24 protein-coding genes are annotated in these 21698 nt (G+C 74.6%); 20 read left to right on the top strand and 4 right to left on the bottom strand.

Going from position 1 to position 21698, the window contains the following annotated elements; all coding sequences use genetic code 11:
- Positions 1 to 78: 78 nt before the first annotated feature.
- The 7 genes from RKE38_RS12770 to trmD all read left to right on the top strand — a co-directional run bounded on the left by RKE38_RS12770 (position 79) and on the right by trmD (position 5882).
- Positions 79 to 552 (top strand): Rrf2 family transcriptional regulator, encoded by a 474-nt coding sequence (locus tag RKE38_RS12770; RefSeq protein WP_316007868.1) that lies wholly within the window; start codon positions 79 to 81, stop codon positions 550 to 552.
- Positions 549 to 2105: an SDR family NAD(P)-dependent oxidoreductase gene (locus RKE38_RS12765; protein ID WP_316007867.1), complete on the top strand. Its 1557-nt coding sequence runs from the start codon at positions 549 to 551 to the stop codon at positions 2103 to 2105. The genes RKE38_RS12770 and RKE38_RS12765 overlap by 4 nt, the downstream gene beginning before the upstream one ends.
- Complete coding sequence (locus tag RKE38_RS12760; protein WP_316007866.1) at positions 2102 to 3094, top strand: aminoglycoside phosphotransferase family protein; 993 nt, start codon at positions 2102 to 2104, stop codon at positions 3092 to 3094. The genes RKE38_RS12765 and RKE38_RS12760 overlap by 4 nt, the downstream gene beginning before the upstream one ends.
- A gap of 197 nt (positions 3095 to 3291) precedes the next feature.
- The gene (gene rpsP, locus RKE38_RS12755; RefSeq protein WP_316007865.1) at positions 3292 to 3771 is read left to right on the top strand and encodes a 30S ribosomal protein S16; all 480 of its coding nucleotides are present in this window, start codon (positions 3292 to 3294) and stop codon (positions 3769 to 3771) included.
- Between the two features lie 2 nt (positions 3772 to 3773).
- Entirely contained in the window at positions 3774 to 4016 is a 243-nt protein-coding gene (locus RKE38_RS12750; RefSeq protein WP_310155379.1) for an RNA-binding protein, read from the top strand.
- Positions 4017 to 4108: 92 nt separating this feature from the next.
- Positions 4109 to 4663, top strand: coding sequence for a ribosome maturation factor RimM (rimM, locus tag RKE38_RS12745; protein WP_316007864.1), 555 nt, complete (start codon positions 4109 to 4111; stop codon positions 4661 to 4663).
- A gap of 13 nt (positions 4664 to 4676) precedes the next feature.
- Positions 4677 to 5882 (top strand): tRNA (guanosine(37)-N1)-methyltransferase TrmD, encoded by a 1206-nt coding sequence (trmD, locus tag RKE38_RS12740; protein ID WP_316007863.1) that lies wholly within the window; start codon positions 4677 to 4679, stop codon positions 5880 to 5882.
- A 91-nt stretch (positions 5883 to 5973) separates the two neighbouring features.
- Here trmD and RKE38_RS12735 read toward each other — a convergent pair whose 3' ends face one another.
- Both RKE38_RS12735 and RKE38_RS12730 read right to left on the bottom strand, forming a co-directional pair.
- Positions 5974 to 6867, bottom strand: coding sequence for an aminoglycoside phosphotransferase family protein (locus RKE38_RS12735; RefSeq protein WP_316007862.1), 894 nt, complete (start codon positions 6865 to 6867; stop codon positions 5974 to 5976).
- Between the two features lie 7 nt (positions 6868 to 6874).
- Entirely contained in the window at positions 6875 to 7633 is a 759-nt protein-coding gene (locus RKE38_RS12730) for an ABC transporter permease (RefSeq protein ID WP_316007861.1), read from the bottom strand.
- A 139-nt stretch (positions 7634 to 7772) separates the two neighbouring features.
- On the opposite strand from RKE38_RS12730, the gene RKE38_RS12725 reads away from it, so the two are divergent.
- From RKE38_RS12725 to RKE38_RS12670, 12 genes are all read left to right on the top strand, one after another.
- Positions 7773 to 8840 (top strand): LacI family DNA-binding transcriptional regulator, encoded by a 1068-nt coding sequence (locus tag RKE38_RS12725; protein WP_316007860.1) that lies wholly within the window; start codon positions 7773 to 7775, stop codon positions 8838 to 8840.
- Positions 8841 to 8867: 27 nt separating this feature from the next.
- Positions 8868 to 9077 carry a hypothetical protein gene (locus tag RKE38_RS12720; RefSeq protein ID WP_316007859.1) on the top strand — a complete coding sequence of 70 codons (210 nt, stop codon included), beginning with the start codon at positions 8868 to 8870 and terminating at the stop codon, positions 9075 to 9077.
- Positions 9078 to 9334: 257 nt separating this feature from the next.
- Positions 9335 to 9694, top strand: coding sequence for a 50S ribosomal protein L19 (gene rplS, locus RKE38_RS12715; protein ID WP_310155398.1), 360 nt, complete (start codon positions 9335 to 9337; stop codon positions 9692 to 9694).
- An 80-nt stretch (positions 9695 to 9774) separates the two neighbouring features.
- Positions 9775 to 10518 (top strand): signal peptidase I, encoded by a 744-nt coding sequence (gene lepB / locus RKE38_RS12710; protein ID WP_316007858.1) that lies wholly within the window; start codon positions 9775 to 9777, stop codon positions 10516 to 10518.
- Positions 10515 to 11873 (top strand): signal peptidase I, encoded by a 1359-nt coding sequence (gene lepB, locus RKE38_RS12705; RefSeq protein ID WP_316007857.1) that lies wholly within the window; start codon positions 10515 to 10517, stop codon positions 11871 to 11873. The genes lepB (RKE38_RS12710) and lepB (RKE38_RS12705) overlap by 4 nt, the downstream gene beginning before the upstream one ends.
- A gap of 1 nt (position 11874) precedes the next feature.
- A complete protein-coding gene (locus tag RKE38_RS12700; protein WP_316007856.1) occupies positions 11875 to 12690 on the top strand; it encodes a ribonuclease HII in 816 nt (271 codons plus the stop codon).
- Positions 12687 to 13004, top strand: a complete 318-nt coding sequence (locus RKE38_RS12695) for a DUF2469 domain-containing protein (protein ID WP_310155408.1) — start codon at positions 12687 to 12689, stop codon at positions 13002 to 13004. The genes RKE38_RS12700 and RKE38_RS12695 overlap by 4 nt, the downstream gene beginning before the upstream one ends.
- A gap of 117 nt (positions 13005 to 13121) precedes the next feature.
- Entirely contained in the window at positions 13122 to 13496 is a 375-nt protein-coding gene (locus RKE38_RS12690) for a YraN family protein (RefSeq protein WP_316007855.1), read from the top strand.
- Positions 13493 to 15037: a YifB family Mg chelatase-like AAA ATPase gene (locus tag RKE38_RS12685; RefSeq protein WP_316007854.1), complete on the top strand. Its 1545-nt coding sequence runs from the start codon at positions 13493 to 13495 to the stop codon at positions 15035 to 15037. The genes RKE38_RS12690 and RKE38_RS12685 overlap by 4 nt, the downstream gene beginning before the upstream one ends.
- On the top strand, positions 15034 to 16215 hold the full coding sequence (dprA, locus tag RKE38_RS12680; RefSeq protein WP_316007853.1) for a DNA-processing protein DprA: 1182 nt from the start codon (positions 15034 to 15036) through the stop codon (positions 16213 to 16215). Before RKE38_RS12685 ends, dprA begins: the two co-directional genes overlap by 4 nt.
- A 58-nt stretch (positions 16216 to 16273) precedes the next feature.
- Entirely contained in the window at positions 16274 to 17188 is a 915-nt protein-coding gene (locus RKE38_RS12675) for a tyrosine recombinase XerC (RefSeq protein ID WP_316007852.1), read from the top strand.
- 89 nt (positions 17189 to 17277) lie between these two features.
- Positions 17278 to 18108 carry a DUF3152 domain-containing protein gene (locus tag RKE38_RS12670; protein WP_316007851.1) on the top strand — a complete coding sequence of 277 codons (831 nt, stop codon included), beginning with the start codon at positions 17278 to 17280 and terminating at the stop codon, positions 18106 to 18108.
- Positions 18109 to 18163: 55 nt separating this feature from the next.
- On the opposite strand, the gene RKE38_RS12665 is transcribed toward RKE38_RS12670, so the two are convergent.
- Together RKE38_RS12665 and RKE38_RS12660 are read right to left on the bottom strand one after the other, a co-directional pair.
- Complete coding sequence (locus RKE38_RS12665; RefSeq protein ID WP_316007850.1) at positions 18164 to 18496, bottom strand: M23 family metallopeptidase; 333 nt, start codon at positions 18494 to 18496, stop codon at positions 18164 to 18166.
- Between the two features lie 442 nt (positions 18497 to 18938).
- The gene (locus RKE38_RS12660; RefSeq protein ID WP_316007849.1) at positions 18939 to 20108 is read right to left on the bottom strand and encodes a pyridoxal phosphate-dependent aminotransferase; all 1170 of its coding nucleotides are present in this window, start codon (positions 20106 to 20108) and stop codon (positions 18939 to 18941) included.
- A gap of 163 nt (positions 20109 to 20271) precedes the next feature.
- On the opposite strand from RKE38_RS12660, the gene RKE38_RS12655 reads away from it, so the two are divergent.
- Positions 20272 to 21690 (top strand): glycosyltransferase, encoded by a 1419-nt coding sequence (locus RKE38_RS12655; protein ID WP_316007848.1) that lies wholly within the window; start codon positions 20272 to 20274, stop codon positions 21688 to 21690.
- Positions 21691 to 21698: the final 8 nt, after the last annotated feature.

Genomic DNA, 21698 nt, shown 5'->3' with positions numbered 1-21698 from the left:
TCTTGCATGCTGGTATGCCGGGTGCGCGCGCCCCGGCGGTGCGGCCGGTGGTCGGTGCGGCCGTCACGGTGCGCCACAATGGCGCCCGTGGACATCTCGGCGCGCACGGAGTACGCAGTGCGCGCGATGCTCATCCTCGCCGAGGCCGCGACGACCGCGGCCGGCCCCGTGAGCGTCGAGACGCTGGCCTACCGGCAGACGCTCCCGCGCAAGTTCCTCGAGGCCATCGTGGCCGACCTGCGGGCGGCAGGCCTGGTCCGCAGCACCCGCGGTGCCCGCGGCGGCTACTCGCTGACCCGCGAGCCGCGTGACATCTGCCTGGGTGACGTGTTCCGCGCCGTCGACGGCCCGCTCGCGGAGGTGCGCGGGCTGCGGCCGCACGAGACGGCGTACGACGGCGTCGCCGAGCACCTGCCCACGGTGTGGGTCGCGGTCCGCGCGAGCCTGCGCACGGTCCTCGACGAGACCTCGCTCGCCGACGTGCTGTCCGGCGAGCTGCCCGAGCACGTGCGGGCCCTGGCCGCCGACCCGGACGCGTGGGTGAGCCGATGACCACCTCGACGCACGACCGGTCGGCCCCGCCCGGGGACGAAGAGGCCGTCGGCTCGACCGCGGGCCGGATCGACCCCGACGACCTCGCGACCGCCCTGCGGGTCCTGGCCCAGCTGCCGACGCTCGACGCCGACGACCCGGACATCCAGACGGTCAAGCGCGCCACGGGGCGCATGTACAAGCAGATCCGCAAGGCCCGTCGCCGCGAGGCCAGGCAGCCACAGGTCGACCACGACGAGGCGCTGCTCGCGCGCACCGCGACGGGTTCGCCGATGCGCATCGACGACGAGACCAAGGGGATCCTGCTCACCGTCCCGCCCGTCGGCACCACGGTCGGCGAGCTGATGAAGCCGCGCGGCTGCTACATCTGCAAGGCCGACTACACGACGGTCGACGCGTTCTACCACTGGCTCTGCCCGCCCTGTGCCGCCATGAGCCACGCCAAGCGCAACCAGCGGGCCGACCTCACCGGCAAGCGCGCGCTGCTCACCGGCGGCCGGGCCAAGATCGGCATGTACATCGCGCTCATGCTGCTGCGCGACGGCGCCCACCTCACCATCACCACCCGCTTCCCCAGGGACGCGGCGAGACGCTTCGCGGCGCAGGAGGACTCAGCCGACTGGATCGACCGGCTCAAGGTCGTCGGCATCGACCTGCGCGACCCCACCCAGGTCGTCGCGCTCGCGGACGAGGTCGCCTCCGACGGGCCGCTCGACATCCTCGTCAACAACGCCGCCCAGACCGTGCGCCGCAGCCCCGGCTCGTACTCCCACCTCGTCGAGAACGAGGAGGTGCCCCTGCCGCGCGGCACCCGGCTGCCCGAGATTGTGACGTTCGACCGGGTCAGCGAGGCGCACCCGGCCAACCTCGTCCGGACCCTGGGCCACCACCAGGTCGCCCACCACGAGGGGGAGTCCACCGAGCACGCCGCGCAGGAGCTCGCCGCCCGCTCCGCAGCCCAGATGACGTCGATGGCGCTCACCGCCGGGCACGCGAGCCTCGACGCCCACCTCGCCGGCACGGCCGTCGACGCCGGCGGCCTGCTGCCCGACACCCAGCGCACCAACTCGTGGACGCACACCGTCGACGAGGTCGACCCGCTCGAGCTGCTCGAGGTGCAGCTGTGCAACGCGACGGCGCCCTTCATCCTCGTGTCACGGCTGCGGCCGGCGATGCGCGCCGCGGTCCAGGCCGGGGCGCGCCGGGCCTACGTGGTCAACGTGTCCGCGATGGAGGGCCAGTTCTCCCGCCGCTACAAGGGGGCGGGCCACCCGCACACCAACATGGCCAAGGCCGCCCTCAACATGCTCACCCGCACCAGCGCCGGGGAGATGTTCGAGAAGGACCGCATCCTCATGACCGCCGTCGACACCGGCTGGATCACCGACGAGCGGCCGCACCACGAGAAGCTGCGGATCGCCGCCGAGGGCTGGCACGCGCCCCTCGACCTGGTCGACGGCGCCGCCCGCGTCTACGACCCCATCGTGCGCGGTGAGGCCGGCGAGGACCTCTACGGCTGCTTCGTCAAGGACTACGAGCCCAGCCCCTGGTGAGCGAGACAGCGGTGGACCGGCTGGGGGAGTGGGTGCGCGAGGCCTACGCGCTCGGCGCCGGGCCGCTGCACCGCGAACCGGTGGCTCGCGGCGCCCGCGGCCTGGTGTCGCGGCTCGCGGTCGGCGACGCGGCACACGCCCTCAAGCAGCCGGACGAGGCGGTCGACGAGGACGACGTACGCGCCGAGGCCGCCCTCCTCGACCACCTCGCGGCGCGGGGCGTCGAGGTGCCGGTGCACCTGCGGGCCACGACCGGTGCGTATGCCGTGCGGCTGCCCACCGCGCTCGGCGGGGGCACCGTCCGGGTCGCCCGGTGGGTCGAGGGCGTGCGGGCCACGTCGGCGCCGTCCGAGCCCGCCGCCGTGGGGGCGCTGCTCGCCGCGCTGCACCGCGCGGCGCCGCCTGCGTCCTCGCCACCGGGCAGGTGGTGGACGACGGCGCCCGACGTGGGGGTGTTCGCAGAGCTCGCCTCCCGCGCGTCGGACCGCCCGTGGGGGCCGGTGCTCGCGTCCCGCCTCGAGGACCTGGAGGTTCTCGCGGCGCTGGTCGCGCGGGCCGGCACGAGCGCAGGCCCGTGGCTGGTGGGCCACCGCGACCTGCACCCCGACAACGTCCTGGTGGCACCAGACGGGTCGCTGCGCGCCCTCGACTGGGAGGACGCCGGCCCGGTCGACCCCGGCCGGGAGCTCGCCAAGGTGCTCGTGCAGTGGCACGTCGACGGCGACCTGGTGGACGAGGCGGCGGTGCGGACGACGGTCGCGGCATACCGCAGCGCAGGTGGGCCGGGGCAGGTCAGGGGCCACGATGAGCTCGCGCTCGTCCTGTGCACCGAGCTGAACTTCGTCGAGCGGCAGGCACGGGCGGCCCTCGACCCTCGCACGGGCGACGAGGGGCTCGCGCTCGCGGAGGCCGACGTCGACCTCTCGCTGCGGTCCTACCTCCCTCGGCCACGGACGCTGTCGCGGGTGGTGGAGCTCGCCTCAGGCTGACCTCTGCGCCCGGGCGCCCCGGTCTCCCAGGCCCGCGTGGTCCGGAGCACCCCCTCCCGTCTGGCAGAATGGGCGGCTGTACCCGTGCGGTTCGGGCCCTCTACCCCGACCGCGCGCCTACCCCGAGCCTCGGCCCCCCGCGTGTTCCCCACCCGGTCTCGCCGTGCTCACAACGAGAAAGTGAGAGGTCCACACTCGTGGCCGTCAAGATTCGTCTCAAGCGGATGGGCAAGATCCGCGCCCCGTTCTACCGCGTCGTCGTCATGGACTCGCGCACCAAGCGCGACGGTCGTGCGATCGAGGAGATCGGCAAGTACCACCCGACCGAGGAGCCCTCGGTCATCGAGATCGACATGGAGCGGGCCGACTACTGGCTGAGCCAGGGCGCCCAGCCCACCGAGGCCGTCGCCGCCCTGCTCAAGCTCTCCAAGGAGGGCAACGTCAAGACCAAGCCGGCCAAGCCCTCCAAGAAGGAGCTGTACGAGGCCGCCATCGCCGCTGCGGGCAAGACCTCGGACGACGCGTCCGGGGCCACCACCCCGAAGAAGCGCGCCGCCAAGAAGGCCGACGAGCCGCAGGCTGACGAGGCCAAGGCTGACGAGGCCGCCCCGGCTGCCGACACCGACTCCGGTGCCGCTGCCGCGGACAGCACCGACGCCGACGCGGACAAGGCCTGACCGTGCTGGAGGAGGCGCTCGAGCACCTCGTCAAGGGGATCGTCGACCACAAGGACGACGTCGTCGTCCGGCGCAAGGAGCTGCGTCGTGGCGAGATCCTCGAGGTGCGCGTGCACCCCGACGACCTCGGTCGCGTCATCGGCCGGTCCGGCCGCACCGCCAGCGCGCTGCGCACCGTCGTGGGCGCCCTTGCGGGTGGCCGCGGCGTCCGGGTCGACATCGTCGACACCGACCGCGTGCGCTGACCGGTCGCACCACCACGGCGAGGGCCGTCGGGAGCTCGCTCCCGGCGGCCCTCGCCGCGTCCCCGGCCCCTGCGCCCTGAGAGGATCCCGACATGCCCGTCCCGTCCGACGCCCTGCTCGTCGCCCGCATCGGCAAGCCCCACGGCCTGCGCGGTGAGTCCACCGTGCAGGTGCACACCGACGACCCCGAGCGCCGGTTCGTGCCGGGCACGACGTTCCTCACCGAGGCCGCACCCGGCTCCGGCGTGCCCCGCCAGCTCACGTTGCGCAGCTCCCGCCTCCACCGCGACATCTGGCTGCTCGGGTTCGAGGAGATCCCGGACCGCACGGGTGCCGAGGGCCTGCGTGGCACCCGGCTGTTCCTCGCGGCGCAGGACCTCATCGACGAGCAGGAGCCCGAGGACGAGGAGGACGCCTGGTACGAGGAGGACCTGGTCGGGCTCGAGGCGGTCGGCACCGACGGCGCCCCGATCGGGCGGGTGAGCGGGCTCGAGACCGGCCCGGCGCAGGACCTGCTGGTCATCGAGCTCGCCGGTGGCGGGGAGGCGCTCGTGCCCTTCGTCGAGGCGATCGTGCCCGAGGTCGACGTCGAGGGCGGCCGGCTCGTGCTCGACCCGCCGCCGGGCCTGCTCGAGCTCAACGGCTGAGCGGCGCGACGGCATGCGCATCGACGTCGTCTCGATCTTCCCCGAGTACCTCGCCCCGCTCGACCTGTCGCTGATCGGCAGGGCGCGGCGCGACGGGCTGCTCGACGTGCGCGTGCACGACCTGCGCGAGTTCGCGCACGACCGGCACCGCACCGTCGACGACACCCCGTACGGCGGTGGCGCCGGCATGGTCATGAAGCCCCAGCCGTGGGCCGAGGCCCTGGACGCCGTGGTGCGGTCGGGCGCCGACCGGCCCGACGGCGCCCGCCCCCGGCTCCTCGTCCCCGGACCCGGCGGGACGCCGTTCACCCAGGCGATGGCGCGGGAGCTGGCGCAGGAGCCGTGGCTCGCCTTCGCCTGCGGCCGGTACGAGGGCATCGACGAGCGCGTGTACGAGCACGCGGCGCAGGACCTCGGGCTGCGGGTCGACGTCGTCTCCCTCGGCGACTACGTCCTCAACGGGGGAGAGGTGGCGGTCATGGCCGTCACCGAGGCCGTGGCGCGGCTGCTGCCGGGGGTGATCGGCAACGCCGAGTCCCTGGTCGAGGAGTCGCACGAGGACGGACTGCTGGAGTACCCCGTCTACACCAAGCCGGCGTCCTGGGAGTCCGCCCCGGGCACCACCCGTGACGTCCCGGCGGTGCTGCTCTCAGGCGACCACCGGGCTATCGCGCAGTGGCGCCACCAGCAGCGGCTCGAGCGCACGGCCGCCCGCCGGCCCGACCTGCTCCACGCCTCGCAGCCCGCCGGCGCTCTCGCCGAGCTCGACCTTGCTGTCGCGACCCCGGCGGACGCCCCCGAGCTCATGGTCCTGACCCGGGCCTGCTGGGTCGGCGAGATCGCGCGGTACGGCATGTTCGGGGCCGGGGAGGAGTCGGTGGAGCAGGTCGCCGACGACCTCGGCCACTGGCGCACGTGGGTCTTCCGCTCGGGCGGTCGCCTGGTGGCCTCGGTCCGTGGCCGGCTCGACCCGCAGGACCCCACCACCTGGCAGATCGGCCGACTCATGGTGGCGCCGGACCTGCAGCACCGCGGCCTGGGCCGCGAGCTGCTCGCCTTCGCCGAGGCGCAGGCGCCGGCCGGCGCGACGGCATACTGGCTCAACACGGGGGCGGGCAGCGACCGCAACCTGCGCATCTACCGCAAGGCGGGCTACCGGGTGCGGCCCGGTGAGGGCTCCTTCCCGGGGACGGTCGACCTCACCAAGCGCCGCCGCTGACCCCGCCTGCGGGGGTGCGCCGCGCTGACCCGCACGGTCGATCCTGCGTGTGCCCGGGTGCGCCCGCAGGCTCGTGCGCGGCAGCGTCCGGTCAGGACGCCCCGTCGGCCAGCAGCTCGGTGAGCGTGTGGTGGGCGAGCCGCGACATCGGCGGGTTGGTCTCTCGGTAGTACCAGAGGCAGCCCACCGCCTGCGCCAGGGCCCAGCCCATGCCGCGGCGCCAGCGCTCGTCGCCGACCGCGAGCGCCTCGCGGAACGCCCGCCGCGCCTCGCCGGTCAGCAGGTTCCACGCCGGCTGCAGGTCCAGCGCCGGGTCGGCCGGACCCACGCCGCCGACGTCGATGAGGGCGCCGAGGCGGCCGTCCCGGACCAGCAGGTTGCCGGGCATGAGGTCACCGTGCGTCCAGGCGTCGGCGTCGCTGCGTGGCGTGCTGCGCAGGTCGGACCACAGGCGCCGCAGCGCCTCGGTGTCGACCAGTCCGCGGCTGTGCTCGAGCGACCGGGCGACGTACGCGTCGTGGTCCGACAGGGCGCCACCGCGTCCCGAGCCGGTGAAGACCCGGCCGTCGGTGTCCGTCGCCCAGAGGACGGCCACGACGGCGGCGAGGTCGCGCGCGAGCTCAACCGAGCCGCCGACGTCGACGGCGGTGGCGACGGTCCCCGGCAGCCATCGGTAGACCGCCCAGGGGAGGGGGTAGGCCGTCGACGGCTCGCCCAGGGCGACCGGCTCGGGGGTGTCGACCGGAAGGCGCCCGACGAGCCAGCGGGCCGCCTGCGCCTCCGCCTCGAGCCACGCGCGCTTGGCGGCCGGGTCACCCGCCTGGAGGGGGAGCCGCACGACGAGGTCGTCGCCGAGGCGCAGGAGGCGGTTGACGGTGCCGTCGGAGGGCACGGGGCGCAGCGGCAGGGCCGACCACTGCGGGAACTGCTCCTCGAGGAGCGTGCGGACGGTGCCCTCGTCGGCGGGGACCTCGTCGTCGTGCATCGGCACCTCAGTCCACCAGCCGTTCGACCAGCACGGGTGGCAGGAGGCGGCGGCCGGCGATGAGGCGCTCGCCCACGCCCACGGTCACCGTCTGCGCCGCCATGATCCCGAAGAGCACGAGCACCTGCGCCGTCGCCGCCTGCACCGGTGAGCCGCCACCGAGCATGACGCCGATGAAGGCGCCCGGCAGCGTCACCACGCCGGTCGTCTTGACCTGGTCGAGCCCGGGGAGCAGGGCCTCGGGAGCGCGTCGGTGGACGATCTCCTCGATGGCCTGCGCGGGCAGCAGCCCCAGGCTCAGGCACGCCTCGTACTGCTGGTGCTCCTCCTCCAGGGCCGCGAACGCCCGGCGCCCGAGGAGCGTGTGCGCCGTCATCGCGTTGCCGACGACGATCCCGCCGACGGGGATGACCGCGATGCCCTGGGGCGGGATCGTGCCGGTGGCGAGGACCACCGCGAGCACGGGCAGCACACCGGCGGCCATGGCGGCCGCCGCCCACGGCCACGCCTGCGGCGCGCCGACCCGGCGCGTCGTGGTCAGGACGCCGATCGCGAACATGACGACGAGCAGCAGCACCGACAGGGCGAGGCTGCGCACGACCGCCGCGATGACGAGGGCCGCCACCGCGAGCTGCGCCACCGCCCGCAGCGCGGCCACGACGACGGGGCGCTCGAGCTGGTAGCTGCTGACCCGGTGGGCGGCGAGGGTCACCGCGAGCAGGAGCACGAGGGCGAGCGCGACGGGCCACCCGGGGTTGATGGTCACCGGGTCACCGTATGCCGGGTGCGCCGACGGCCTCGGGCAGGCGCGAGGAGGTCGCTCGCTTGATCACGGGATTAGATCTCTGTATCGTTCTACTTGAACGATTTAGTAGAACGATGCAGAGACCAGGAGGCGGAGTGCGATGGGACGGGTGACCCTGAGGACGGTGGCGCAGGAGGCGGGCGTGTCCGTCTCGACCGTCTCCAACGCGTACAACAAGCCCGACCAGCTCTCCGCCGAGGTGCGCACCCGCGTCCTGGACACCGCGAAGCGGCTGGGCTACGCCGGGCCGGACCCGGCCGCCCGCAGCCTGCGCTCGCAGCGGGCCGGCGCGATCGGGCTGCTGCTCACCGAGCGGCTGTCCTACGCCTTCTCCGACCCGTACTCGGTCGGCATGCTCGCCGGCCTGGCGGAGGTCGCCGAGGAGCACCGCACGGGGCTCCTGCTCATCCCGCTGCCGTCGCTGGCCGACCCGCAGGACGAGGAGGAGGCCCGCCTGGCCGCCGACACCATGCGCCAGGCCGTCGTCGACGGGGTCGTCGCCTACTGCGTCGACGAGGACCACCCCGCCCGGACCGTGGCGATCGAGCGCGGGCTGCCGATGGTGTCGACGATCGACATCGGGCCGGGGGACGAGCGCCACGGGTTCGTCCTCATCGACGAGTACGGCGCGGCGTACGCCGTCGGACGCCACCTGGCCGACCTGGGGCACCGCCGCGTCGGCATCATCGTCGACAGCCGGCACCACACCGAGCGTCCCGAGGTCGTGCGGCCCGAGGACGAGGGCGACCTGTACGTCGACAGCCGCCCGCGGCTGCGTGGCATCCGTGACGCCCTCGGCGACGACGCCGTCGTCACGGCCGTCTACGCGGGCCACAACTCCCACGACGCCGGGGTGCGGTCGGCCGCGTTCCTGCTCGACCGGCGCGAGCGCCCGACCGCCATCGCGGCGGTGAGCGACGTCATGGCCTTCGGCGCCATCGAGGCCGCCACCCAGCGTGGGCTGGTCATCGGGCGGGACCTGTCGGTCACCGGCTTCGACGACGTGCCCGCCGCGGCCCAGGTGGGCCTCACCACCGTCCGCCAGCCCATCGCCGAGAAGGGCCGCCTGCTCGGGCGGATGCTCCTCGACCCCACGTTCAGCGAGCGCCGCCTGGTGCTCGACACCGAGCTCGTGGTGCGGTCCAGCACCGGACCCGCCACTCCCTGACCCCCACCTCCCGGAAGGAGACCCCTCATGAGCGACTACCTCGCCCTCACCACCATCCGCCTCAACGGGTCCGAGGCGACCTCGGCCCTGCCGGGCGCACCCGTCGTCGACGACGGCTGGCACCCGGCCCCCGTGGCCGCCGCCCGGCCCGTCCGCCGGTCGGTCGCCGCGACCCTGCGGGCGGCCGCGTCGGTCGAGCGCCGCTGGGCGGACCGCCTCGACCCCGTCTGCGGCTGACCCGCCGAGCCGCCGGCGCCCGCTGAGGGAACCGCGTCGTGGCGCCGGCGCACGGGCCGGGTCCTCGCCGATTTCTGGCGGGGGCCCGGCCCGTGGCAGAATGGCTCCTCGCGTCCGCGGAACCCACGGCCCCTGCCACAGGGGGAGTGCCGACCACTCGGCACGTGGCCGTTCCCGCACGCCGGACGCACTCCGTACACCACGCACCACCGACCACCCTGGGCGACCTGTGGCGCCGAGAAGAAAGCGAATCCGCCATGCAGCGTTTCGACGAGCTCGACAAGGCCTCCCTCCGCGAGGACGTCCCCGCCTTCCGCGCCGGTGACACCGTCAAGGTGCACGTGAAGGTCGTCGAGGGCACCCGCTCCCGCATCCAGGTGTTCCAGGGTGTCGTCATCCGTCGCCACGGCGGCGGCGTGGGCGAGACCTTCACCGTCCGCAAGGTGTCCTTCGGCGTCGGCGTCGAGCGCACCTTCCCGCTGCACACCCCGATCATCGACAAGATCGAGGTCGTGACCCGCGGTGACGTCCGTCGCGCCAAGCTGTACTACCTGCGCGACCTGCGCGGCAAGGCCGCCAAGATCAAGGAGAAGCGCGAGACCACGCCCGCCAAGTAAGGCGCTGCGATCTCCCACTCCCTCCCCGCCTCGTGTCCGCCCTCCGTGGGCACAGAGTCGGGGGTTAGGCTCCGGTTGCGATGAACCCGGAACCGGAACCACTCCAGCAGGACCCGGCCGCCGCGTCAGCCCCGTCTGACGCGGCGGCGTCGTCCGGCCGCGCCGCCCGTGGCCCCTCCTGGCTGCTGCTCGTCGGCATCGCCCTGGTCGTGATGGTGCTGGTGCGAGGGTTCCTCGTCCAGTCCTTCTTCGTGCCGTCGGGGTCGATGGAGCCCACCATCGAGCCCGGTGACCGGATCCTGGTCAACAAGCTCGTCGGCGGCAGCTCCCTGCAGCGCGGCGACGTCGTCGTCTTCGACGGCACGAGCACCTTCGCGGCCGCCGACCGGACCCCGCACCAGGACGACGGCCTCATCGGTCGCACCCTCGCCTCCGCCGCCCGGCTCGTCGGTGTCGACGTGGGCGAGCAGGACTTCGTCAAGCGGGTCGTGGGCCTGCCCGGCGACAGGGTCGTCTGCTGCGACGACAACGGGCGGCTCACGGTCAACGGCGTCGCCGTGACGGAGCCGTACCTCTACCCCGGCGACAAGCCCAGTGAGCTCACCTTCGACGTCACCGTGCCCCGGGGGCGGCTGTGGGTCATGGGCGACCACCGTGGCGACAGCGCGGACTCCCGGGCCCACCTCGGCGACCCCGGCGGTGGCACCGTGAGCACGGACGACGTCATCGGCCGTGCGGTGGCGACCTACTGGCCGCTGTCGCGACTGGGTACCTTCCCGGCGCCCTCCTCGCTGGCACGGGTTCCCCGCGGGAGCACCCGGTGAGCGCCGGGGACGGCGCGCGGAACGACGGACGGGACGCGGGGCGCGACGAGGGACGCCACGGTGGCCGCAGCGAGGGCGACGGCTGGCTGGGCTGGGAGCGCGGCACCGGGCCGACGGACGCGGACCCGAGTACCCAGGACCAGGCCGACGAGACGACCGGGCCGTGGCTGCGGCACGACCTGCGCACCGACCGGCCCGACCAGGCCGGCAGCGGGCGTGACGGGTCCTCGCCGTGGCTGGCGCCCGAGCTCACCGTCCCGGACGACGCTGCCGCTCGCGACGCGGCGCCCGACACCGCCGTGCCGCCCGCGATGGCCGGCGGCCAGCCGTCCGAACCGGGTCACCTCGGCCGGTCCGTGCCTGCGGCAGGCCAGTCCGCGCGGCGGTGGACGCCACCGCCGGCGACCGAGGTGCTGCCCGCTGCCCACACCCAGCCGGTCCGGGTCGCCGACACCGACCCGGCCGCCGGGACCCCGGCGCACGACGACGCCGAGGCGTCCACGGCCCCTTCGCGGCGACACCGCCGGCACGGGGACGACGAGGACGCCGACGCGCCCGCCGGAGGCCTCGCCGTGCTGGGGGCGGCGGTCAAGGAGTTCGCCATCGTCGTGGGGATGGCGCTCGTCCTGTCCTTCGTGGTCAAGACCTGGCTGCTGCAGGCGTTCTACATCCCCTCGGGCTCGATGGAGAACACCCTGCAGGTCAACGACCGCGTCATCGTCAGCAAGCTGACGCCGGGACCGTTCGACCTGCGCCGGGGCGACATCATCGTGTTCGGCGACCCGGGCAACTGGGTCGAGGCGCCGGTCGAGCAGCAGCACGGCAAGGTCGTGACCCTCGTCAGGGACACCATGATGTTCATCGGCCTGCTGCCCGACGACGCCGAGAACCACCTCATCAAGCGGGTCATCGGCCTGCCCGGGGACCACGTGGTCTGCTGCGACGCGGGCGGCCGCCTGACGATCAACGGCCAGCCGGTCAAGGAGCCGTACCTCAAGCCGGGCGTGGCACCGAGCGACCAGAACTTCGACATCACCGTCCCGCGGGGGCGTGTCTGGGTCATGGGCGACAACCGCTCCGGCTCGTCGGACTCGCGGTTCCACGACGCCCCCTCCGACGACGGCAGCCTCGGCTCGGTCGACGAGCGGCTGATCGTGGGCCGGGCGGTGGCACTCGTCTGGCCGCTGGACCACATGACCTGGCTGTCCAACCCCTCCTCGACCTTCCGCAAGGTGCCGTCCCCGACGACCGACTCCAGCGGCTCCGGCGACCCGGGTTCGGGCGGCACCGGGGGCACGGACACCGAGGCCCCCACCACCGGAGGCGGGACGGTGGACGGCGGGGCGGGTGGCTGACGTGGCCACCACACGCCGGCCGGCGACCCGCAAGGCCGCCACCAGCCGCAAGCCCAGCCTGCGCGTCGAGCGCCAGCTCCAGCGGGACGGCCACCGCGTGCTGGCCGGGATGGACGAGGTCGGCCGCGGCGCCCTCGCCGGGCCGGTGACGGTGGGCGTGGTGCTCATCGACGAGACGTCCCGCAGCGCCCCCACCGGCGTCAAGGACTCCAAGCTGCTCACGCCCGCCGCCCGGGTCGCGATGGTCCCGAAGATCCGGCGCTGGGCCCTCGACTTCGCGGTCGGCCACGCCTCACCCGCCGAGATCGACGAGATCGGGATCATCGCCGCGCTGCGGCTCGCCGGGATGCGCGCCCTCGCGGCCGTCGGCACCGTGCCGGACCTCGTCATCCTCGACGGCAACCACGACTGGCTCACCGCGCCCGACGAGGTGGGGCTGTTCGCCTTCGCCGACGAGTCGGGACCGGTCACCCCGCCGGTGACCACGATGATCAAGGCCGACCTCAAGTGCTCCTCCGTGGCCGCCGCCTCCGTGCTGGCCAAGGTGGAGCGCGACGCCCTGATGGTGGCCGCCGCCCCCGAGCACCCGGCATACGGGTGGGAGGAGAACAAGGGGTATGCCGCGCCGGAGCACCTCGCGGCGCTCGAGGCGTACGGCGCCACCGACCTGCACCGGCGGTCGTGGCGACTGCCCGGGGTGGCGGGCGAGAATGAGGGTGCGGCCCCGGCTGGACTGCCGGTGGACGACGACGAGACGGGTGCGGGGACGGCCGCAGGGGCGACCCCCGAGACGAGCGCGGAGATGATCGCGAGATGAGTGCCGAGGACCTCGAGAAGTACGAGTCCGAGATGGAGCTGCAGCTCTACCGCGAGTACCGGGACGTCGTGGGGCTGTTCAGCCACGTCGTGGAGACCGAGCGCCGGTTCTACCTGTGCAACTCCGTCGACGTGAAGGTCCGTTCCGACGGGGGTGAGGTCTACTTCGACGTCACCATGCAGGACGCCTGGGTGTGGGACATCTACCGTCCGGCCCGGTTCGCCAAGCAGGTGCGGGTCGTGACGTTCAAGGACGTCAACGTCGAGGAGCTCGCCAAGTCCGACCTCGAACTCCCCAAGGGCGAGGGCTTCTAGCTCCTCCGCGGCTCGTCCGCGGCCCTTCGTCCACAGGCCGGCGACACCGTCGGCGTCGTCCACAGGGCGTTCAGGTCGGGCTGTCGGCGCGTCCTCCGCCGGCAGGACGCTGGCGGCATGACGGACGGAGCGGATGACCCGCGACGAGCGCTCGGCAGGTACGGCGAGCAGCTGGCGGCGCGATACCTGGGGGAGCACGGCCTGACCGTGCTCGACCGCAACTGGCGGTGCGCGCACGGTGAGATCGACCTCGTGGCGCGGGACGGCGACTGCCTCGTGTTCTGCGAGGTCAAGACCCGACGGTCCCAGCGTTTCGGCGCACCGGTGGAGGCGGTGGACCGCCGCAAGGCCGCGCGCTTGCGGCGACTCGCGGCGGCTTGGCTGCAGGCTCACGACGAGCACGCCGACCGGGTGCGCATCGACGTCATCGGGATCCTGCGCCCGGCGACCGGACCCGCGCGGGTGCGCCACCTGCAGGGGGTGGGGTCGTGACGTTCGGGTCCACCCGCTCGGTGACGCTGGAGGGCCTGACCGGTGCCGTGGTCGAGGTGGAGGCGCACCTGTCCGGCGGCCTGCCGGCGTTCCTGCTGAGCGGGCTGCCCGACACCGCGTGCTCGCAGGCGCCGAGCCGGGTCAAGGCGGCCGCGGCGAGCATCGGGCGGTCGCTGCAGCAGGACCGCATCACCGTCAACCTGTCCCCGGCGTCCATCCCCAAGAACGGCAGCGGGTTCGACCTGCCCATCGCGGTCAGTGTCGCGGCGGCGCTGGACCTGGTCCCCGCCGAGGTGGTGCGGCCCGTGGTCCACCTGGGCGAGCTCGGCCTCGACGGGTCCGTGCGGACCGTCCGGGGCGTGCTGCCGGCGGTGCTGGCCGCCGCGCGGGCGGGCTGCACCGACGTCGTCGTGCCGGTCGCGAACGCCGCCGAGGCCGCCCTGGTGCCCGACGTGCGCGTCCACGCGGTACGACACCTCGCCGACCTCATCGCCGCGTATGCCGCGTGCTCGCCGGGCGACCCGCTCCGGGTGGGTGTGGCGGTCCCGGCCGCGCAGGAGGCGGGCGGCCCCGTGGCCCCGCCGGACCTCGCCGACGTCGTCGGGCAGGAGGAACCGCGGCGCGCCCTCGAGCTGGCGGCGGCCGGCGGTCACCACCTGTTCCTGCTGGGACCTCCCGGGTCGGGCAAGACGATGCTCGCCGAGCGGCTCGTCACGATCATGCCGAGGCTGACGCGCGAGCAGTCGATCGACGTCCTGGCCGTGCGCTCGCTGCTGGGCGTGACGGCGGCCGAGCTGGACCTGGCCGGGGTGCCGCCGTTCGTCGCGCCGCACCACAGCGCCACGCAGGCGGCCGTGATCGGCGGCGGCAGCGGCGTGGTGCGCCCCGGCGCGATCAGCCAGGCCCACCACGGTGTGCTCTTCCTCGACGAGGCGCCCGAGTTCAAGGTCGGCGCGCTGCAGGCGCTGCGCCAGCCGCTGGAGTCCGGTCACGTCGTCGTGGCCAGGGCCCGGTCCGCCGTCCGGTTCCCGGCGCGCTTCCAGCTCGTGATGGCGGCCAACCCCTGCCCCTGCGGGCTCGGCTTCGGCAAGGGCGTCGGCTGCTCCTGCTCCCCGAAGGCCAAGCGCGGCTACCTCGCCCGGCTGTCGGGGCCGCTCCTCGACCGTGTCGACCTGCAGGTCGAGGTGCCGGCCGTCACCCGGTCCTCGATGGTGACCGGCGGGGGAGAGCCGAGCGCCGCCGTGGCCGAACGTGTGGCCCGGGCGCGGGCGGCGCAGGCGGAGAGGTGGGCGGCGACACCGTGGCGGCTCAACAGCCACGTCCCCGGTGCACGGCTGCGCCGGACGCCGTGGCGGCTCCCGAGCTCGGCGACCGTCGACATCGACCGCGCCCTGGACCGTGGCGCCCTCACCCTGCGCGGGTACGACCGGGTGCTCCGCGTCGGCTGGACGATGGCCGACCTGGCCGGCCGTTCCCGGCCGGGGCGCGACGACCTCGGACAGGCGCTGACGTTCCGCAGCCAGGGCGCGGTGGCCGCATGAGTGCGCAGCGCCCCACGCAGGCCGGGGCGTCGAGGTCCGGTTCCTCGCCCGCCGAGGTGCGCCGGGACCTCGAGCGCGTCCTGCGACAGGTCGACGACGAGCGCACGGCCCGGGTCGCGTGGGCGCGCCTGTCCGAGCCGGAGGACCCGGTGGTCGCCCAGCTCGTGGCGGGCGGCGGTGCCCTCGGCGCCTTGCACGGCCTCGACCCGGAGGGCGAGCTGGCCCGCCGGCTCCACCCGCGGCTGGCCGAGCTCGACCTGTCCAGCGAGCCGAGGATCCTCGAGGCGCTCTCAGCGCGGGTCGTCGTGCCGGGGGACGACGAGTGGCCGACGGGGGTCGAGGACCTCCGGCCGCCCCTGTGCCTGTGGGTGCGCGGGCCGGCCGACCTTCCGGCCGTGGGCGAGCGCAGTGTCGCCCTGGTGGGGGCCCGCGCCGCGACCGGCTACGGGTTGCACATGGCCCGCGAGCTCGGGGCGGGCCTGGCCGAGCGCGGCTTCGCCGTGGTGTCCGGCGCGGCGTACGGCATCGATGCGGCGGCCCACGAGGGTGCGCTCGTCGCGCGAGGGGTCACGGTCGCGGTGCTCGCGGGTGGCATCGACCGCGCCTACCCGGCCGGTCACGCCGGCCTGCTCGACCGCATCGCCCGTGACGGCGCTGTGGTGAGCGAGGTGCCGCCGGGGAGCGCGCCCACGCGCTGGCGCTTCCTGAGCCGCAACCGGCTCATCGCGACACTCGCGCGCGGCACGGTGGTCGTGGAGGCAGGGCTGCGGTCGGGGTCGGGCAACACCGCCCGGCACGCGCGGGAGGCGCGCCGGGTCGTCGGCGCCGTGCCGGGACCCGTGACCTCTGCGGCGTCGGCCGGCTGCCACGTGCTGATCCGCGACGGTGCCGAGCTGGTGACCGACGTCGGCGAGGTGGTCGAGCTCGCGGGCCGGGTCGGTGAGCTGGCCCCGGTGAAGCGCGGTGCGGTCGACCCCGCCGACCTGCTCGACCCGGTGCACCGGCGGGCACTCGAGGCGCTGCCGCACCGTGGCGCCCTCGGGGTCGACGCGCTCGCGGCGCGGGCCGGGCTCAGTGCCGCGCAGGCGCTCGCGGCGCTCGGCGTGCTGGAGCTCGAGGGGCTGTGCCAGCGACAGCGCGGTGGGTGGCGGAAGGCACCGACGACCGCGCCCGAGTAGGCGCTGCCCCGCGGTGCGGCGGCTTGTCCCGGGACGACGGTCCTGCGACGGTGGGCCGGTGGACGGGCACAGCGCCGAGGCGGTGACGGCGTACGAGCGGCACCTGCGCAGCGAGCGGGGCCGGTCCGAGCACACGATCCGCGCCTACCTGGGCGACCTTCGCCACCTCGTGCAGTTCCTTGAGGAGGAACGCGGTGTCAGCTCCCTGGACGAGATCCGGCTGACGGATCTGCGGTCCTGGCTGGCTCGCCAGGCGCAGTCCGGGGCGGCGCGCTCGACGGTGGCGAGGCGGGCGGCGTCGGCCAGGGGTTTCCTGGGGTGGGCGACCCGTACCGGTCGGATCCCGGCGGACCCGTCCCTGCGGCTGGCCTCGCCCTCCCGCAGCTCGCGCCTCCCGGAGGTCCTGAAGCCGTCCCAGGCCACGGCCCTGCTCGACGTCGCCGCCGTGGCGAGCGACGACGAGGACCCCATGCACCTGCGCAACCGGGCGGCCCTCGAGCTCTTGTACGCGAGCGGGATCCGCGTGGGGGAGCTCGCAGCCCTGGACATCGACGACGTCGACCTCGCCGCGGGAGTGGCGCGGGTCATGGGCAAGGGCGGCAAGGAGCGCACCGTGCCGTTCGGCGCCCCCGCGCGGGAGGCCGTCGAGGCGTGGCTGGTCCGCGGACGGCCGCAGGTGGTGACCCCCGCCAGCGGTCCCGCTCTGCTCCTGGGCCGGCGTGGTCGCCGGGCCGACCCGAGGCAGGTGCGCGAGGCGCTGCACGAGCTGCTGCGCCACGTCCCGGACGCCCCGGACCTCGGACCGCACGGACTGCGGCACAGCGCGGCCACCCACCTGCTCGAGGGTGGTGCGGACCTGCGCCTCGTCCAGGAGCTGCTCGGCCACGCCTCGCTCGCCACGACGCAGATCTACACGCACGTCTCGGTCGACCGGTTGAAGCAGTCCTACCGCCAGGCCCACCCGCGCGCCTGAGGCGACACGTGGCACGCTCGGAGCACAATGGCGCCGGGCCGCGCGATGGAGGGCGTCGCGCGCCGGGACGCAGGGAGGGGTGACGCGGCGTGGGTGACCAGTCGCAGCAGCCCCCCGTCCGGCGTCGCAGGCGTGGCCCGAGTCGGCGCGTCAGGCTGCGCCGCACGCTCGCCGGCGCCCTGGTCCTCGCCCTGCTCACGGTGGTGACGGTGCGTCTCGTGGGTCGAGGCGAGGCGGAGGTCCCCACGGCGGCGCCGTCCTCATCGGCCAGCAGCCCCACGACGCGCGGCACCACGCCTGCGCCCACCGTGGCCCCCGGCAACGACGACGGCGAGCCCAGCACCCAGGCCACGTCCAGCGGACCGGCAGGGGTTCCCCAGAACGGCACCGGGAAGATCCGCGTGGTCGCAGTGCCTGCCGTGGCCAACGACGTCGCTGGCCGCACGGTGCGGTACACCGTCGAGATCGAGGGTGGCCTGGACGTCGAGGAGGCCGACGTCGCCCGCACCGTCCAGTCCGTGCTGCTCGACCCCCGTGGCTGGCAGAAGGTCGACGGCATCCGCTTCGTCAACGTCACCCCCGCACAGGCTGCTGCCGGCGCCCGCGTCGACATCCGGGTCACGCTCGCCAGCCCGGGCCTCACCGACAAGCTCTGCGCCCCCATGCGCACGCTCTCGCAGGTCTCCTGCTGGAACGGCCAGCGCTCTGTCCTGAACTTCCGGCGCTGGGCACTCGGCGACGACAGCTACGGCAGCGACGTCGCCCGCTACCGGGTGTACCAGGTGAACCACGAGGTCGGTCACGGGTTGGGCCACCAGCACCGCAGCTGCCCGGCCCGGGGCGAGCGCGCGCCCGTCATGGTCCAGCAGACGCTCTCGCTCGGCGGCTGCAAGCCCTGGCCCTACCCGACGGGCGCCTGAGCCGGCTTGCAGCAGGCACGGCAGCGAGGCAACCCGCCAGCCCGGTGTGCGTCCGTCAGGGCCCGGCGCGCCAGAGCGGCAGCAGCCTGACCCGGACGGGCCCGAGCAGCGTCATCGGGTCGAGGTACTCGCGTCCCCGCAGCGCGCCGAGGTGGAGGCACGCGGTGGGGGAGCAGTGCGAACCGGCGACCACGAGCGTCCCGAGGACCTGTCCGGCGCGGACCGCGTCTCCCGGTCGGACTGCGGCGTCCACCGGTTCGTAGGTCGACCTCAGGCCGCCGGGATGGGTCACCGTCACGGTCGGCCGGCCGGCGATGACGCCGACATGGGTGACCGTTCCGGCCGCGACGGCATGGACCGGCTGTCCTCTCGCCGCTGCCAGGTCCACACCACGGTGTCCGGCGCCCCACGTCGACCGGGGCGCGAGGTAGGGACGAGCGACCGGAGGTCGTGGGGTCAACGGCCACTGCCACCGGCCACGCGGAGCCGCGGCGGCACGCGGACCTCCGACGGCTCCAGTGGAGGTGGACGATTCCACCGGGGCGGGCCCAGCGGCGGGCGCCACCGCACCGGGTGCGACAACGGAACCCTGCACTCCTGCGACCGGAGACGGTGCAGACGTGGACCGGGCGCCGGTCACGGCCGCCCCGGCCACGAGGGCCGAGGCCACGACCGGGACGATGCTGCTCGCGAGGTTCATCCGGCCAGCGTGGTGGGTGGGGACCGGCAGTCCCACGACCGCCGCCCGAGGCTGTGGACGGCGTCGCCGCAGGGACGACCCTGTGGACGGCGTCGCCGCAGGGACGACCCTGTGGACGCAACCGGACCGGTCAGCCGGCCGAGGTCCTCAGGGTGCCCAGGCGGCCCACCGCCTCCTGCAGCACCTCGTCGCGCTTGCAGAACGCGAAGCGCACCAAGGTCCGCGCGGCGTCGACGTCGTCGTGGAACACCGACACCGGCACGCCCACGACACCCGCCCGGCCCGGCAGCTCGCGGCAGAACTCCAGGGCGTCCACCGCCCCCAGCGGCGCCGCGTCGGCCACGACGAAGTACGTCCCCGCCGGCACCGAGACCTCCAACCCGGCCCCGCGCAGCCCGGCCACGAGCAGGTCCCGCTTGGCCTGCAGCGACGAGGCCAGCCCGGCATACACGTCGTCGCCGAGGCCCAGCGCCACGGCGACGGCCGGCTGGAACGGTCCCGAGCCGACGAACGTGAGGAACTGCTTCACGGCCCGCACCGCAGCCACCGCCTCGGCCGGCCCGCTGACCCAGCCCACCTTCCAGCCGGTCGCCGAGAACGTCTTGCCGGCCGAGGAGATGGTCAGCGTCCGGTCCCACATGCCCGGCAGCGTCGCGACCGGCACGTGCTCGACCCCGTCGAACACGAGGTGCTCGTACACCTCGTCGGTGACGACCCACGCGTCGTGCTCGCGCGCGAGGGCACAGACGAGCTCGAGCTCCTCGCGGCTGAACACCTTGCCGGTCGGGTTGTGCGGCGTGTTGAGCAGCACCAGCCGGGTCCGCGAGGAGAAGGCCGCGCGCAGCGACGCCTCGTCGACGGCGAAGTCGGGAAAGCGCAGCACCGACGTCCGCCGCACCGCGCCCGCGAGGGCGATCGACGCGGCATACGAGTCGTAGTAGGGCTCGAACGTCACGACCTCGTCGCCCGGTTCGCACAGGGCGAGGATCGTCGCGGCGATCGCCTCGGTCGCGCCGACGGTGACGAGCACCTCGCGGCGCGGGTCGAGGTCCATGCCGTAGAAGCGTTTCTGGTGTGCCGCAACGGCTTCCAGCAGCTCGGGCACGCCGGGGCCGGGCGGGTACTGGTTGCGGCCGGCGTCGATCGCGGCCTTGGCGGCGTCGAGCATCGCGCGCGGACCGTCGGTGTCGGGGAAGCCCTGGCCGAGGTTCACCGCACCGCGCTCCGTCGCCAGCGCGGTCATCTCCGCGAAGATGGTCGAGCCGAACCCCTGCATGCGCGCGACCAGCGGACTACCCATCTGCGCAGGCTAGCCGTCACCCCTGCGGGCGCGCCGGTTCCCGTCACGCCGGAGGCCTGCCGGTTCCCGCCACGCCGGAGGCCCGCGGGTTCCCGCCGCGCCGGTCTCGTCACCCCGGACGTCTGGCGGTTCCCGCCACGGCGCCGCCGTGCCAGCATGAGGTGTGCGCGAGGTGGCGATCGCGCCGGTGCCGCTGGACCGGCTCGGCGCGTTGCTCGACCCCCAGCGGGCACAACGGCTTGCGGGGGCGGCCGAGCGCGCCCGGTCGCTGTTCGCCGGCCACACGCTCTGGAACGTCAACGCCACGGCGACCGGTGGCGGCGTCGCGGAGATGCTGCTCGCCCTGCTCGCCTACAGCCGCGGGGCCGGGGTCGATGCGCGGTGGCTCGTCCTCGACGGTGACCCGGACTTCTTCGCCATCACCAAGCGGCTGCACAACGTCCTGCACGGCAGCCCCGGCGACGGCGGACCCCTCGGGCCGGCCGAGGCCGCCCACTACCGCGACGCGTTGGCGCCCAACGCCGAGAGCCTGCGCGCCCTCGTGCAGCCGGGCGACTTCGTCCTGCTCCACGACCCCCAGACCGCTGGTCTCGTGCCCGCCACGCGAGAGGCAGGGGCCGCCTGCGTCGTCTGGCGCTGCCACATCGGCCGGGACGACCAGGACGACCTGACCCGCAGCGGTTGGGAGTTCCTCCGTCCCCACCTCGTGGACGTCGACGCGCTCGTCTTCTCCCGGCGCCAGTACGCCCCTGACTGGGCGCCCGACGAACGGCTCACCGTGATCCCGCCCTCGCTCGACCCCTTCACCGCCAAGAACGAGGAGCTCTCGCCGGCCGACGTCGACGCGACCCTGCGCCAGGCCGCCCTGGTGCTCGCGCCGAAGGACCACGGCTCGCTGCGGTTCCGTCGCCGTGACGGCTCCTGGGGGGCGGTGCGCCCGCACCGCCACCTGACCCTCGACACGGGCCCGGTCGACGCGGCGTCGCGCGTCGTGCTGCAGGTCAGCCGGTGGGACCGCCTCAAGGACATGGGTGGCGTGCTGCGATCGTTCACCGACCACCTCCAGGACCTGCCGCTGGACACCCACCTCGTGCTCGCCGGTCCCGACGTCACGGGCGTGGGGGACGACCCCGAGGGCGCGCAGGTGCTCGCCGAGTGCCGGGCCGCGTGGGCCTGCCTGCCCGTCGAGGCGCGGCGCCGGGCGCACCTCGTCTGCCTGCCGATGGACGACGTCGACGAGAACGCGCACCTCGTCAACGCCCTCCAGCGCCGGGCCGCCGTCGTCGTGCAGAAGAGCCTCGTGGAGGGCTTCGGGCTCACCGTCACCGAGCCCATGTGGAAGGCGCGCCCGGTCGTGGCCTCGGCCGTCGGCGGCATCAACGACCAGGTCGTGCACGGGCGCAGCGGCCTGCTCGTCCGCGACCCGACGGACCTCGACGCCTTCGCGGCCGCGGTGCGGGACCTGCTCGTCGACGAGGAGTACGCGCGCCGGCTGGGCACCGGGGCGCGTGAGCGCGTGCGTGACCTCTTCCTCGGCGACCGCCACCTGGTGCAGTACGTCGAGCTGTTCGAGCGGCTCTGACCGGTACC

The sequence above is a fragment of the Phycicoccus sp. M110.8 genome, from assembly GCF_032464895.1.
GTDB lineage: Bacteria > Actinomycetota > Actinomycetes > Actinomycetales > Dermatophilaceae > Pedococcus.
This window is presented reverse-complemented; position numbering and strand designations above follow the sequence as displayed.